This window comes from Limnohabitans sp. (assembly GCF_046052765.1).
Lineage (GTDB): Bacteria > Pseudomonadota > Gammaproteobacteria > Burkholderiales > Burkholderiaceae_C > Limnohabitans.
This window is the reverse complement of sequence record NZ_JAVLFQ010000063.1, coordinates 1-15,399: the sequence shown is the minus strand read 5'-3', so window position 1 is coordinate 15,399 and position 15,399 is coordinate 1. Positions and strand designations below refer to the sequence as shown.

At 52.5% G+C, this 15,399-nt stretch carries 7 protein-coding genes; 1 reads left to right on the top strand and 6 read right to left on the bottom strand.

The features are described 5' to 3' along the window. Positions 1-81: 81 nt before the first annotated feature. Entirely contained in the window at positions 82-615 is a 534-nt protein-coding gene (locus AC9UG7_RS08635) for a hypothetical protein (RefSeq protein ID WP_509586601.1), read from the bottom strand. 98 nt (positions 616-713) lie between these two features. Between AC9UG7_RS08635 and AC9UG7_RS08630 the strand changes: the two genes are divergently transcribed. After that, complete coding sequence (locus tag AC9UG7_RS08630) at positions 714-4,049, top strand: tetratricopeptide repeat protein (RefSeq protein ID WP_509586599.1); 3,336 nt, start codon at positions 714-716, stop codon at positions 4,047-4,049. Positions 4,050-4,052: 3 nt separating this feature from the next. Here the strand turns inward: AC9UG7_RS08630 and AC9UG7_RS08625 are convergent, their stop codons facing one another. From AC9UG7_RS08625 to AC9UG7_RS08605, 5 genes are all read right to left on the bottom strand, one after another. Further along, complete coding sequence (locus AC9UG7_RS08625) at positions 4,053-5,177, bottom strand: COG3904 family protein (RefSeq protein ID WP_509586597.1); 1,125 nt, start codon at positions 5,175-5,177, stop codon at positions 4,053-4,055. 19 nt (positions 5,178-5,196) lie between these two features. Continuing rightward, positions 5,197-6,399, bottom strand: coding sequence for an HlyD family type I secretion periplasmic adaptor subunit (locus tag AC9UG7_RS08620; protein WP_509586595.1), 1,203 nt, complete (start codon positions 6,397-6,399; stop codon positions 5,197-5,199). 18 nt (positions 6,400-6,417) lie between these two features. After that, a complete protein-coding gene (locus AC9UG7_RS08615) occupies positions 6,418-8,580 on the bottom strand; it encodes a type I secretion system permease/ATPase (RefSeq protein WP_509586593.1) in 2,163 nt (720 codons plus the stop codon). Between the two features lie 2 nt (positions 8,581-8,582). After that, positions 8,583-12,821 carry a hypothetical protein gene (locus AC9UG7_RS08610; protein WP_509586591.1) on the bottom strand — a complete coding sequence of 1,413 codons (4,239 nt, stop codon included), beginning with the start codon at positions 12,819-12,821 and terminating at the stop codon, positions 8,583-8,585. Positions 12,822-13,011: 190 nt separating this feature from the next. After that, positions 13,012-15,399, bottom strand: a 2,388-nt coding sequence (locus AC9UG7_RS08605) for a VCBS domain-containing protein (protein WP_509586589.1), incomplete at its 5' end; no start/stop codon positions are given.

Genomic DNA, 15,399 nt, shown 5'->3' with positions numbered 1-15,399 from the left:
CACCGCTTGGCTCACCCGAGGTTTGAACGGAGTCTTTGCGTGGATGGCCTGGTGCACGACCGGGTCACATCCATGACACTGTCAATGCAGTAGTTTGGGATGATTCGTGTCTGTGCTCGGACTGCTGGGCGCTTCTTTTTCCACCTGTTGTTCAGTGTCGCCCACCGGTTGAATATTCCAGTTTGCACGCTCTGAAATCGTTTTCAACACGACTTGCAACTGTCCGTTCAATGCCTCATTCAACGGTATTTTCATGGTCTGGTTGCCCTTCATTTGCAGTTCCAGCACATAGGCTTTCTCTGAGGCTTTGATCAATGCTTTTTGCACTAACACCGGTTCCTCGCCCAAGGGGTGTTGGTGCGCTGGTTCGAAGTCTGTGAATTTTGTATTTTCTTGTTTGACTTGTTGATTGAATTCAGCAATCGCATCCACGTGCTGCAAGGGATGGATTTTTTTCAACTCAGACACCGTGGCATGGGTGGTCAAGATCAAAATATGTCGCACGACGGCGCGCGTTAACCACAGCCTGTATTCGTTGTCATCTTGGGTCGTTAAACGAAACAATACCCTGTCCTCTAAGGCATCGTAGGTCGCGTTCAGTTGTTTAATGCTCATAGTCAATAATAGTGTATGAGGACGCTCATGCAGGCAAGGTTTTGCAAGACTTCCATGTTCACGCATCTTAGGATGTTTTTATTTGAAGCGCTATCAAAATGAATACTTTAGACGAGTTTAAAAAAACTTTTACCGATTTAAGTATGTATAAATCAGACATACGGCCGCTTCTGAGTATTTTGGCAATATCCGACTCTGGCAAGAATCTTTTACAGCTTGAAACCCTGTTCAAACAAATGGGGTCGCACGCCGAGGTGAAAGCATCTGCATTACAAGCCATAGCACCAGTGTGTGAAGTCACAGAGGGTGTTTACAGCTTAAACAAAGACCTGCAAACATGGCTATGCAACCCGGATGACTCGCGCGATTACAGCGTTGACTTGAATTTGATACAAGCCTATGCCGAGTTGCTATGGTCATCACGCCATGAACGTGCCACATCCTTATTGAAGACTGAAATAGAAAATGATTTACCGCATCTGCTGGTACTGACCAAGGAGTGGCAGCAATCTGACAATGGCGTTGAACCATTTATAGATTTCATCCAACAACTGTTGAATGAAAAAAATTACGCTTCCACTATCAACGGCAGCAAGCTATTGCTTGAGCAAATGGAAGACGAAGAGTCCAAGTACAAGCCGCACATCATTCAAGTCTTGTATGTACTGGGCTCAGCCTACCGCTTGCAAGGTGAGCAAGAGGCGGCCATCACCACTTACCATTATTTTCTTGAACTGGCCGAGAAATCCTCTTCCACCTTTGCGGTTGAAATATTCACCGTGTTGAATTATTTCGGCTTGGTATGCAAAGAAGACGCAGATTTTGAAAAATCCATCGAGTATCTTGAGCGAGCGTTGAAATTCTGTCAGACACACTTTGATGGCAAGGGTGCGCAAACCGCCACCATATTGAACAACCTCAGTCTGGTGTACAAAGACAAAGGTAACTACGCTGCAGCCGAGAAAGCCGGCAATGAGGCACTGGCAATGAAGATTGTCACCTTCGGGGAACAGCATTACGAAACCGCCATCTCCTTGAACAACTTGGCGGTACTGGCTGAAGTCAAAGGGGACTTGAAACTGGCTGAAAAATTATTCAGGCAAGCCAATCACATCGGAGAAAGCAACAAGCAGAGTCAGGAAAAAGAATATCCCTCATTCGCCCTGAATCTGGCCAGGTTACTTCATAACAACGGAAACTTCAGCGAATCTGAAGAGCTCTACCTCAAGGCTATCCATATTTATAAAAAACAAGGCAACCTAGAAGTTAACCAGTTCTATGCCCAATGCCTGCAAGGTCTGGCGCAATTGAAATTGGATACCAGCCAATTTGATCAAGCCTTTGAGTTGCTCAACAAAGCCATCACCATCAAAGTCAACGCTTACGGCGACTCACACCATGCCATTTGCAAGAGCCTTCACGGCCTGGCCAACTACCACGCCGCCACTGGAAACACCACGGAAGCGAATGAATTGCTGCAACAAGCGTTGACGATTAACCAAGACACCTTTGGTAAAAAACATCCTGAGGTTGCTGTCACTCTGACACACTTGGGCCACCTGCATTTTGATATGTGCAAATACAAGGAAGCGCTGGCCTATTTCTCTGAAGCAAGAACCATCACAGAAAAATCATTCGGCAACAACCAACCACCGGTTGCCTTGTTACTGCAATGCCAAGCCAATTGCCAGACCGAATTGGGTTTGTTCAATGAAGCAGAGATTCTTTACAGGAACGCGTTGAAATTTCAGTATGAAAGACTGGGTGAAGAGCATCCGCAAACCGCAGTCACCTTGAACAACCTGGCCAACTTGCTCACCATACAAGGGCAATTTCAAGAGGCGAAGTCTTATTACGAAAAGTCCCTCAAGATCAAGGAAGGTTTTTTTGGTTTTGACAATCGGCATACCGCTATCACCATCAGCAATTACGCGACGCTGGAGAAGTCGTTGGGTAACTATGAAAATGCTGACAAGTTGTTCAATGAGTCCATCTCTATTTATGAGAACGCGTTTTCACCTTTATTGCTGAACGCGGCCAATACCTACTATGGCTACGCTGGCTTGCTGCACGAGACTGCCGATTTAAATTCATCGCAGGACATGCATTTGAAATCAATGTCCATCCGTAGCAACCAACTGGACACAGAACATCCGCATATCGCCAATTCATTGCATGGACTCGGCGCTGTGCTGCATGACATTGGCGACTACGCCCAAGCACAAGAGATGCTTGATAAGTCTTTGGAGATAAGGATCAACAATTTCGGTGAATTTCACCCTCAGACCGCTTACAGTTTGCACAACCTGGCCTCACTGGTCCACGACAAGGGCAACTACAAAGAGGCCTTGAAGATCAACAAGCAGGTGCTGCAAATTCGCGAGTCCATTTACGGCAAAGACCATCCGCATACCTCCTCTTCACAATTAAACCTCGCTGTCTCTCACCACGAAATGGGCCAATTCAGCGATGCCCGCGAGTTGCACGACCGTGCACTGCATGTGCGAGAGAAAATTTTGGGTAAAGACCACCCATTGACCGCGCAAGCACTGAATCACTATGCACACCTGCTGCATGAATTGGGTGACTTCAAAGCGGCCGATGAGTTTTTGCGCAGGTCGCTGGTGATCCGAAGAAAGATATTTGGTGACCACCATATTCACACCTCCAGTTCTTTGAATGGGTTGGCCCATTTGCTGCATGACCTGGACGAACACCATGACGCAGAACGCATGGCCGAACAATCGCTTCAAATCCGAAAAGCGCAGTTGCGACAAGACCACCCGCTGATTGCACACAGCCTTCACGTGCTGGGGAAAATCCATTTGGGTCGGGGCAAGCTGGATGAGTCCCATGATTGCCACCATCAAGCACTGCAAATCAGGCGTGACTTTCATGGCGACAGTCATCCGCACACCGCGCATTCACACCATGGCTTGGGTGAGTTGATGAGGACACTGGGCAAGCACGACGAGGCGCATGCTCACCATGAGAAGGCGATGGAGATCAGGCACGCAAGTTTGGGTTCAGACCATCACCACACGGCAGATTCTTACCATGGACTGGGCGTGATCAAGTCATTGCTGGGTTCGCACCAAGAGGCAGAGGACTTACACCACAAAGCCCTGAACATACGAATCAATAAATACGGCGAGGACCACCACCACACCTCGCACTCTTTCCATGAGTTGGGCATCATCAAGCATTTGAAGGGCGACGCTGCCCATGCGATGGAGTTATTGAAAAAGGCCTTGCACATCAGACGCAACACCTTCGGGCATGACCACTCTCACACGCAGAACACCCACGCTTACCACCAGACCCATTTTTATGACTTTATTCTTGACACGCATTTGGACACATCGGTCGTGAGCAAATTTAAAAAGATGTCAGGAAAAGCGGTCGCGCATTTGAAAAATTTATTTCAAAAATAAGATTCAAAGGGCTGCGTAGTTGTCCTTCAACCCATCGGTACTGAACGTAGTTTCAGCGTCCATGCCCATGGGTGGTATGGCCCACTGAAGTTTGAGCTTGAATTGGCGTGCATTGAGCAGTTCTTTGATCAATTCAGGTTTGACGGCGTACCAAATTTGGCGTGTACCGGGCGTGTTGACCTGACCCGCCAACTCCCAATTTCCCAGCGGTTGCATCACCAACAGCTTGGAGTTCACCTCTACCATCACTTCCACTTTGTCGTTGAAAGCGCTCAGCCAATCGCTGGCCAACTCATCGCGTGCATCCGGCTTGGCAATCACCAAGCCCCTGAGGCTGCCATTCACATAGGTCAGCGCAAAAGTCAGAAACGCATTGCGGTTGATTTGTTTGACCGAGGTATACGCCAGTCGCTTGCCGCCTGCTGCGGCCTCTAGTTTCCACTTGGACAAGGTGACCGTGCTGGGCAAACTGGGCTCGATATTCCATGCGATTCTTTGTGTCTCAGGGATCAAGGTCATCTTACCTGGCTCAGTCAACAATGCCTGATCGAGCAACTGGCGGTTGATTCCCATGGTGTCCAAATAACGGGCCAACATGGCTGATATTTTTTGGGCCTGGTTGGCGTCTAGCTTATCGTCCGTATTTCTGAATTGGTGCACACCGAGTTGACCGGCTTTGTCCACCCTGCGCAGTACGCCACCCAGAAAAGTGTAGGCACAGGATGAAAAACACCTGCCCATATTTTTTTTGTCCTTGATGGCAGGATTGTCTGACGTCGCATCCATGACCCAAGTATTGAAGTCTCTGGCACGTATTGATTGGCCGAGGCGAAGACCGCCCACCAAGTCGCCGCCCATGCTGTTGAGGACCACAATCGTGCCGGCGGGCAAGTTCTTGACGGCCTCGCCGAATCCGTCCTCAGACTTGCGTTCAATTTTTCCTTGGGCTAACACTATGTCACCCAGACCCAGATCAGCGGGAGGATTGAAACAGTCCTGCCCCTTGGTTCGCTCTGGGTTTTGCGATTCGCAACGAATGACCTTGGTGAAGATCATCGAATCTTGCGCGTATGCGGTTTGCATACCTAAGAAAAGCAGCAAGGTAAGTGCTTGCCATCTTTTAGCCATCAGACACTGCAACAAACGGTTAACGCTCACGGAATGCATTTTCTTTGACACCGATCAATGGTTTGAGCAAATAGCTCAGGACACTTTTATTGCCAGTGATGATATCGACTTGCGCCTGCATACCCGGAATGATGGGCAGATTTTTTTCTAATGACTGGATCGCCTTGGTGCTGGTCTCGATGCGAGCCACGTAGTAATAATTCAACTGACCTCGCTCTTCCTTGGAGACCGCGTCGGGGGAAATATTGGTCACCGTACCCTTGAGCGAACCGAAGATGGAGTAGTCATAGGCGGTGAACTTCACGTTGGCTGACTGCCCCATGTGGATGAAGCCGATGTCCTGTGGCCGTATTTGCGCCTCCACCACCAGATTGTCGTCATAGGGCACGATCTCAATCACCGGTTCACCAGGCTTGATCACCCCGCCGATGGTGTTGATCATGACGCGGTTGACCACGCCCTTCATGGGCGCCTTGATTTGTGTGCGATTGACCTTGTCAGCAAATGCGGGCAATGTTTGACGCATGGGATTGAGTTCGAGCACGACGCGAGACAACTCGGTGGCAGAGTCACTCTTGAACTGACGCCGCATGGACTCCATCTTGTTTCTGGCTTCATCCACCCGGGCTTGGGTTCTGACCAATTCAATTTGTGGTTCTAATCCGCGCTCGGTCAATTTGCGAACGATATCGAGCTCTTGCTGGCCGCTTTGTACCTGGCTTTCTAACAAAGACAAGTCCGCATTCAAGCGACGCTTGCGTGATTCGTATTCAGACATTTCGGTACTGACGTAGTGGGCTGCCATACCACTGAATTCTTTGGTGAAGGTCAACGGGGTGTCATACACCTCGGCACGCAGTCTGGCTTCCTTGGCCATCAAAGACAGCACTTGCTGTCTTTTGCTGTCGAGCTCAGCTGAAAATTGCACCGACTCCATGCTCAACACCACGTCATCTCTTTCAACCACATCACCTTGCTTGACATTGATGCTCTTGACGATACCGCCTTCCATGTTTTGGATGACTTGCATGTGGGATGAAGGTATGACGCGGCCCTCTGCATGCGTCACCTCATCGACTTTGGAGTAGGCTGACCAAACCACCAGCACACCCATGGTGACCAATATCGCGTTGAGCAATAAAAACGACACCACACTGGGGCGGCCAATGCGCAAATTACCGAAGCCGGCTTTGCTGTAATTCATTTTCTTTGGCTTATTCATGGGTATCTGTCTAGGCGGTTAATAGGCTGCAGCAGCCTCTTGGCCCGCCTGTTGCGGTGGTTGGTTGCGCATGAAGTCGCTCTTAGGTCCTTGCGCCACTATTTTGCCTTGGTCGAGGACCAGCACGCGGGTGGCCAATTCCAGGATAGAGGTGCGGTGGGTGATGATCAATATGGTTTGGTTGATCAGTTGATTTTTCAGCTTGGCAATCAATTCGGATTCGTGTCCCAAGTCCATGGCACTGGTGGGCTCGTCCATCAACAAAATCGGTGGCCTGCCTACCAACGCACGGGCAATATTGATGGTCTGTCTTTGTCCGCCAGACAGTCCCTCGCCCTTTTCTTTCAGCTTGTAGGCGTAGCCGTCGGGATGCTCGGAAATGAACTCATGTACACCCGAAATCATGGCTGCCTGCAATATCTCTTCATCCGTCGGGTTGTTGCCACCGACGGCGATGTTTTGCTTCACGGTGCCAGAGAACAACCAGCTCTCTTGCATCACCACACCAATGTTGCGACGCAGGTCGGCGGGGTCGATCTGTCGGATATCGATACCGTCGACCAATATCGCGCCTGAGCTGGGCTTGTACAAGCCCACCAGCAACTTGGCCAGCGTGGTCTTGCCAGAGCCGACCTTGCCGACGATGGCTACCTTCTCGCCAGCCTCGATCTTGAATGAAATATTTTGCAAGCCGCCCTGAGACTGACCAGGATAATTGAAACTCACGTCGCGAAACTCTATGCTGCCCTGCCACACGGGGCGGTTCAAGTAGGCGGCCTTGTTCTTGTGTTCACGCGGCTGACTCATCAGCGCGGATAAATTTCTGTAGCTCGCCAGCGCCGTGTTCATGCGAGTGAGCAACTGAGAAAGCTGTGCCAATGGGGCAATCGATCTACCCGACAACATAGAACACGCCACAATCGCGCCCGAACCGATGGCGCCCGTCTGTGTCAAGTACACGCCCAGCGTCACCGTGCCCACCCACACCAGTTGGTTGGCGAAGTTGGACATGTTGGAGGAGAACTGCGACAGCACACGGGTCTTCAAACCGATGGCGGATTGGTGCGAGATCACATCCTGCCAGCGCTTGCGCATCATGGAGCCGGCACCGATGGCCTTGATGGTCTCAATACCCTGCAGTGTTTCAATAGCGACCGAATTTTTGGTTTGGCCGTCCTCGTAGTTGCTCTGGGTCAACTTACGCAAGCTGGGCTGGATCAACAAGGTTGAACCAATGATCAAAGGGATGGCTGCCAAGGGCACATACACCAAGGGCCCGCCAATGGTCCAAATGACAAACAGGAACAGCACCGCAAAGGGCAGGTCAATCAATGTCGTGAGCGTTGCCGATGTCAAGAAGTCGCGCAGCGATTCAAACTCGCGCAACGAGTTGGCCACCGAGCCCGTGGGCGAGGTACGCGCCGCCAACTCCATGTCAATGACTTGTTCGAACAAGGTGTCGGCAATCACCATGTCTGCTTGTGCGCCTGCTACGTCCAAGAAGTAACTGCGCAGGCTTCGGATCACAAAGTCACTGATGAAAATAATGAACACACCGACCAACAAAGCTACCAAAGTTTCCATCGCGCCGTTGGGCATGACACGGTCGTAAACGATCATGGAAAAGCCAGAGGTTGCCAACGCAAAAATATTGGTCAGCAACGCCGCCATCATGACCTGAAAGTAAACAAATTTAGAGGCCAGCAACGGGCCGAAGAACCAGTGACCGAAGCGGCCCTTTTGGTTATCGTCCTCGGTACCTATCTTGAGTTCGGCCTCAATTTCAATCACCATGCCGCCATAGATCATGGCCAAGGCCTCTACCGACAAGGGTGTGGGACGGAGGTTTCTGGTCGGCACAAAGAGTTGGGCGGGGTGCGCCTCGGTCTTGGGCTGAATGGCGGCGACCACCGCACCCTCAGACAAGAAGATGGAGGACTTGTGGGTGCTCAACAAGTCTGAGAGGCTGACACTGCGCTCACGGCAACGCAGGCCGAAGCTCTCCAGTGCCTCTATCGCCTCTTCAAAGGTCCACGGCCCTGGCAGGCGAGCGACACTGGCGCGAAGCGCCGCCGCTGACATGGGCTTGTCCAGGCCCTCTAGCAACCACAGCACACAGGTCTCTATCGGGTCCTTGGGCGCAAACTCTTCCGCCCTGCCTAGTTCAGCCATTTGATTCATCGTCAATCCTTCACCATCAATGGCGAATCAGACAGTTGGAAAACCTTGTGCAACTCAGAGGTCAGGTGAGCCAAGCGGTAACGCGCGATGTTGCGGTCTGAATGCGCGTCGATCATGTCCTTACCGGACTGGTACAGGCTGTCTTGCACAGAGATCAAGTCGAGCAAGGTGCCCTTGTTAAACGCGAACTGTTCACGCACCGCGCGCATGGAGGCGATGGCAGAGCGCACAGACACCGAGCGAGACGTCAGTATCTCGTCACTGCTCTTGACCTCGGCCTGGCTTTGCAACAGCGTTTTCTCAAACGAACGCATGGCAGCGTCAAACTCCAACTCGGACTGCAGCGCCTTCAAACGGGCGTCGTCCTTGCGGGCCTGGTCCGCCCCGCCGTTGTAGATGGGCACACTCAACTGCAACACCAGGCTCTGGCTGGCGGAGGGCGTGACGTTGGAGACGAAGTGGCCCTGTGAGGTGCCCGAGTACACCAAGCTGAAACTTGGCAGCGTCTTGGCAATGACCGCCTTTGATTCTTCGCTGGTGGCGTCCTTCAACCGCGCCAGTTGCAGCAAGCCGGGGTAGGTACCCGCCAACTGCTCGGCGGTCTTTTCCAAGCCCTCAATGACAAACTCATGGTCGGGACCGACCACCATGCCCGTGGGGTTGCTGGCGAACAGTTCGCGGTAGTTGGCCTCGGCCGCGCTGACCTTGGAGCTGGCCAATGCAACGCTTGACAAGGCCTCGGCGTACCTAGACTCCGCCCGAATCACGTCTGGCTTGGTGCCGCCACCGATGGCAAAACGTTCCTTGACCAGCCTGATCAACTCAAGGCGCGACTGTGCGTTTTGTGAGGCCAGCTTGTACTGGTCACGGGCACGCTCGAGCTCAATGAACGCATAGATAGATTTAAGTGCCTGCTCAGATTTTTTAGAGACCAGCAATTCCTCTGCGGCCTTGACCCGCGCCTTGCCTGCCTTGAGGCCGAAGATGCCAGCGCCAAAGTCGAACACCAACTGGCTGACAGAGATACCGAAGTTGGAGCCGTCTTGTTCGTAGCTGGTACCCAGCCACGGGTTCTTGATGGTGCGCTTGCCGCTGTCAGAGTTGCCAGTGACCTGCGGCAACAGGCTTGAGAGCGCCAACGATTTGCTGGACTTGGACTGCTCTGCCAGGTTAGAGACCACGGCGATGTCAGGGCTGGTGTCGATCGCCTCCTTGATGCGCAGCTTGAACTCGTCAAACGGCATGGCCTTGGCAATCTTCTTAGAGCTGGGCAGTTGCTTGTAGACCGTGTCGATGAACGACTCGCCCAGCTTGGCGATTTGGGGCGGCAAGTCTGAAGCCAAGGGCATGCTGGTCCAGTTCATATCGACACCGGATTCCATGGACGCTGTGGATGCGGGCGGCTTGACGGGCGTGGCCAGGGGCACTGGCTTGTCCTTGGACTGGCTGACCGTGCCCATCGAATCGACCAGCTCGGATAACTTGTTTTCCTTGATGAAGTTCGCCTCGCCAACGCTCAGATTTTGCGAGGCGACCTGCTCAGACGCAATCTTGGCCGCGGACTTGGCTGCAGCAGCATCAGCGCTTTGTTGTTGCTTGATGGTAGCCAATGAGACACGGATCTCTTCGGCCTGCTTTTGCAGTACAGCCATGCGCTTGAGGTCTTCGGCGTCTCTGGCCTGCTTGGCCAGTTTGAGTGCTTCCTCTTTTTTAGCCTCTGCCGCCTTCTTCTCTGCCAGTGCCTTCTCAGCCACTGCTTGAGCCTCTGCCTTGGCCTTGGCCTGCTGCTCTGCCAAAACCAGTTGGGCCAGTGCTTCAGCCTTCGCCTTGGCCTGCTGCTCTGCCAGCGCCTGTTTGGCCAGTGCCTCTGCCTTGGCCTGTTGCTCCGCCATTAACAGCCGTGTCAATGCCTCAGCCTTGGCGTTGGCATCTGCATCGGCCTTGGCCTGCTGCTCTGCCAGTTGTTGTTGTTCAAGCGCGATTCGTTCTGCAGCGGCAGCGCGTTCAGCCTCCACCTGCTTGGCGCGCGCCTGTTGTTTGGATTGCAGCAACTGTGCAGCTGCGTCCACTTGCTTGGACAACTCGGCCACGACCTGGGCGCGTGCCTGGCGATTGTCCTCAGCGGTCTTGGCGATGGCGGCAAGTCTTTCTTGCTCGGCCTTGGCTTGTTGCTCGATGACGAGTTGTTGCTGCTTGTCTGCCTCAGCCTTGGCCTGCTTGGCTGCCAATGCATTTTGTTCTGCGGCCAGTGCCTGTGCTGCGGCCTGTTGCTCTCGTGCCAGTTTGTCGGCCATTGCGACGCGCTCGGCTTCTACTTTGTCTGCACGGGCTTGTTGCTTAGCGGTCAATGCCTTGGCAGCGCTAACAGCCTCTGCCTTGGCTGCGGCTTCAGCCTGATCTACTTGCTTGAGTTCCTCGGTGCGAGCAGCAATGGCGTTCAGCCTTTCTTGCTCGGCCTTGGCAGACAGCTGCGCCAATCTCTCAGCGGCCAATTGCTCAGCCAAAGCCTGTTGTGCGCGGGCCTTGAGCTCGGCCTGCTCTCTTTGTTCTTGGGCGATGCGTTCAGCCTTGGCCTGCTGTTCAAGCGCAAATTGTTTGGCCTGTTGTTCGAGCGCCATTCTTTCGGCCTGAACCTTTTGTGCAGCCAGTTTTTCAGCCTCTGCGGCTTGTGCGGCCTTGGCCTGTTGCTCTAGCGCCAGTTGTTGTTGCTTGTCTGCTTCAGCTTTGGCTTGTTGCTCTAGGGCCAGTTGTTGTTGCTTGTCTGCTTCAGCTTTGGCAGCGAGTGCTTGTTGCTCGGCTGCCAATGCTTGGGCTGCATCAAGTTGCTCGCGTGCAATTTTGTCAGCCATTGCAACGCGCTCGGCTTCGATCATGTCGGCACGGGCTTGCTGCTTGGCGGTCAGGGCCTTTTTGGCCGTGTCTGCATCAGCCTTGAATGCAACTTCAGCCTGAGCCAGTGACTGGCGCAATTCCTCGCGGCGAGCGGCGATGGCAGCGACTCTTTCTTGCTCGGCAGCTGCGGCCAGTTGCACTCGCAATTCATTGGCTTGTTGCTCTGCTGCACGTTGTTCAGCCAACGCGTCTTCAGCCCTCTTCAGCTCAGTCAAGCGAAGCAATTCTTTTTCGATAATTTGCTGCTGCTCGGCCAGAATGCGACTGGCGTCCTCAGCGGCCTTTACCCACAGCTGTTGTTCCTGCTGCAACCGCTTGGTCTCTGCCAACGCCTGCTGCTGCTGCACCTGCGCTTGCAGCGCCTGAATGTTTTGCAGTTCTTGCAACTCTCTGGCGGCCTGTTGTTCACGCTGTTGGCGGGCGTAGCTGTCGACTTGCTCCAAGGTCTGCTGAACGGCCAGTTGTTGTTGAACGCTAGGTACGGTGTCTGCGTTGTTGTCTGCCAAGTTGGCAGGCTGCACATCCAAGCTGTCGCTGTGGGCTTGCTGATTGACAGACGATGTTTCTGCGGGCGATTGAATCACCAACTTCGTTTCGGCCAAGTTGTCCTCAAGCCTGTCTTTCAGCAAAAAGAGATTGCGCTCGTCAATTTCTTTTTGTGACAGCTGTTCTTCGCGTGCCACTTCGCGCGGCTGCAGGGCGATGAGTTCGGGTTGCTGTGCTTCTTGGGGGGTCTCAGGTAATTTCGCAACAAGCGTGGTCTGTCCAATTTCCTGGGTCACCAGTTCTTCTTGTGCTTTGAAGGCTTGGCTTAACTGCTGCTCGGTGCTAGCAACTTCCAGTTTGGTAGCCTGTGACAAGTCGTCGGCCTGAGAGTTGCCCTTTGCAGTCGGCTCGACGGCTGGATCTAGAAGTACAAGTGTCTGTGCTATTTCTACCGGGTCTGTGCTGAATGCTTCTTCTTTAGCCACCTGAACTGGCGCAAAAGCTAGCTCTTTGCTTAGGGCAGGGCTGGTTTGATCGGCCGAAGAATGCTTGGGCTCTATCGTCCAGTCCTGCGTCAGAATGGCTGGCGCGGCGCTGAAGCTAGGTTTCTTTTGTTGTATTTTGGCGGCTACCTTTGGCGGTTCTGGCATGGCAACCGGGTCGTGGCCGATATTGTGACCGTAGTCGATTTGGTTTTTCTTGTCAGAATTGACAAATATATTAGGAAAATAAAAGGCAAGCTTTTCCTCAAGACGCCTGATAAATACGGGTCTGTCCTTGAAATCTAATGCTTTAGCATAATGAGCCACAGGCAAAATAAATGCCAAAGCAAGCGCGGCAATGATGAAAAATCTGATGTACATAAGTCAGCTTCGCCGAAGTTTCGGCGCCCCCATGTTTATATCGACCGCAAATAGTCAATTTTGATATAAATAAAACATTATTGACGATTTGTTCATATTTGACAAATGCTTAACCCGCTCTGCTCATGTAAAAAAACCCGGCCGCCAGAGCGTGTCTGGCAGACCGGGTTGAGTGGATAACTACCGACGATTAACCGTGGTGGTTGTAGGTGTCGGTCAGGTGGCCGAAGGTCGTGTTGAAGTCTATCTGGGACAGCGCATCGTGACCACCGTTGATCGCGGCTGAGGCCTTAGTGAGCGTTGCATTACTGATAAGGAGCGATCCAGCCGTGACGTTTGAGGTCGCGTCACCCAGGTCAGACTCAGAGGTGGTAGCAACTATATTGTTACCAAATGCTATGGTTGTACCCTTAGCGTCCATAGTCGCAGAGACGCCATCCTTTGCCGCCATCAGCAGGGTAGTACTGTCAATGGAATGATTGATAGTAGATGTGAGATCCGACTGAAGGTTTTTATTCTCGAGGAATGACAGGTCGATCTTGTCGCCAGTTCCTAGGTCAGATACGGTTGTCGAGTTCATCACCCCCGCCACACTGTTGTTAGCAGTGCCGATCAGGGCAAATGTGTCGGCACCACTGCCGCCAGTCATTACAACAGTACCAGTTGGCGCAGATGTTCCAGCAGCCCAGGAAGCGTTCAATAAGACGTCGTTGCCAGCACCTCCGGAGAGTTGGGCGGCACCACCAAACGCGATCAGTGTGTCGTTACCGTCGCCACCTGAGAGGACTGAGTTCGTGCCGCCGAGCAACTGGTCATTACCCGCCCCGCCCTGAACATTGTGCAGGCCAATGTTGCTGTGAACAGCCAACATGTCACTGCCATCCATTCCCATCAGGACAGAGGTGCCTGTTGTGTAGTCGTGCACAGTATCGTTGCCCGCAGAACCCGTGAGGTTGAACGAGTGCGCACCGTACATTGACACGTTCAGAGTATTTGCTACTCCGTTTACAACGCCACCTGCGATATTGACAGACTTACTGGCATCGGTGTCGGCAATGTAGATGCTGATGTGGTCTGAGGTAGTTACCTTAGCGCTTGCCATGCTTGTAGCATCGGAGACATAGATGATGTCGTTGATACCAGCATTTGCCACCGCGGTTGCAAAGCTGTCGTAGCCACCAGCACCGACAATTAACACCTTGCCGCCATTGAACTGCACGTACTCGACGTCGTGCAGTATCACGGTACCACTAGCGGAATTTACGTGCAAGAAACCGTTGCTGTCCTTGGTGATCAGGCGTGAGAGGTCCTCTGGTTTGACAAGTGAGTCTGACACCTGAATTCCATCAGTTCTTGCGGTGAGAGCATCCGCTACGCTAGTGTCGGTGGCACCAAAGAGGTTCATCACGCTGTTACCAGTGCCCGACAGGGTGACCAAGGTACTGTCAGTGGTCGGCGCAATTGTGATGTCGAAGTTGCTGCCAGTTTGAGGAGCGGAGATGGATATCTTGTCCAAACCAGTCGTCACATGATCAGCTGCATTTAAACCGACAACCATGTCATCAAAGGAAAGCGAGGTCACGGTGGATGCGATTTTCACGACAACATTTGAGTCATGTATGTTAGTCAGGATGAATCCATCATTGCCAGCCTCTGAGGCGATAGTCCAGTCAGATACATAGCCTGGCAGCCTAGCAGCTTCATTGCTCTCTTGAGCCATCTTGACACCCACGGTTATATCCTTACCGTCTATGCCACCATTGCCATCCTCAGCTTGAACGTGAACAGTGAATGATCTGTCCCCCGACCCAAGTTCGGTACCGGACAGTAAGGAGATAGCTCTAGAACCCTTTTCTGTCAAGTTCAGTGTGTTTGATGAGTCGATTTCAAACCAGTCATTGCTGACGTCCATGGTCTGAGACGAACCATTTGAATGAAGGGTGACCTTCGTCACGCTAAAAGTTACATTGTCACCCTCAATATCTTCTGCTGTGAATATGGAGTCCCCGGCCTGTATGCCCCGCTGGCCCTGGACAACACTGAGTGAGGATTGGTTGCCTATGACAGGAGCGTCATTGGTTCCATTGATCGTGATAGTAACCGTCTGCTCTGTTCCATCAGCCGACGTGACTACAAAAGAGTCTGTCTTTGAATCCCCACTGTGCATTGCCTGGATATCACGATTGCCGTTATTCAGCGTGTAGGTGTAGTTACCCTCAGCGTCGATTGTGAAGGAGCCGTAAGTTGTGAAGCCCTCTGGGGATCCCGCTTCAACCACTACGAACGCATCTTCGCTGTCCACGTCAGTCACTGTCAACTTGCCAGTTACTTCTCCGCTTGCAACACCAACATACTCACCGTTGTTGGACTCGGTCACTTCATTGCCAGTTAGGTCACCGCCGAACTGCGCATCGTCGTTGACCCCGTGCACTTTGATGGTAACCCTCTGCTCTGTTAAATCCGCAGCCTGAACGACGAACGTATCTACGGTGTCGGCTGTCAACGCCTGAGCCTTTTCGTTGTCCAGCGTGTAGGTGTAGTTACCATCCGCGTCAATCGTGAACGAACCGTAGCTCGT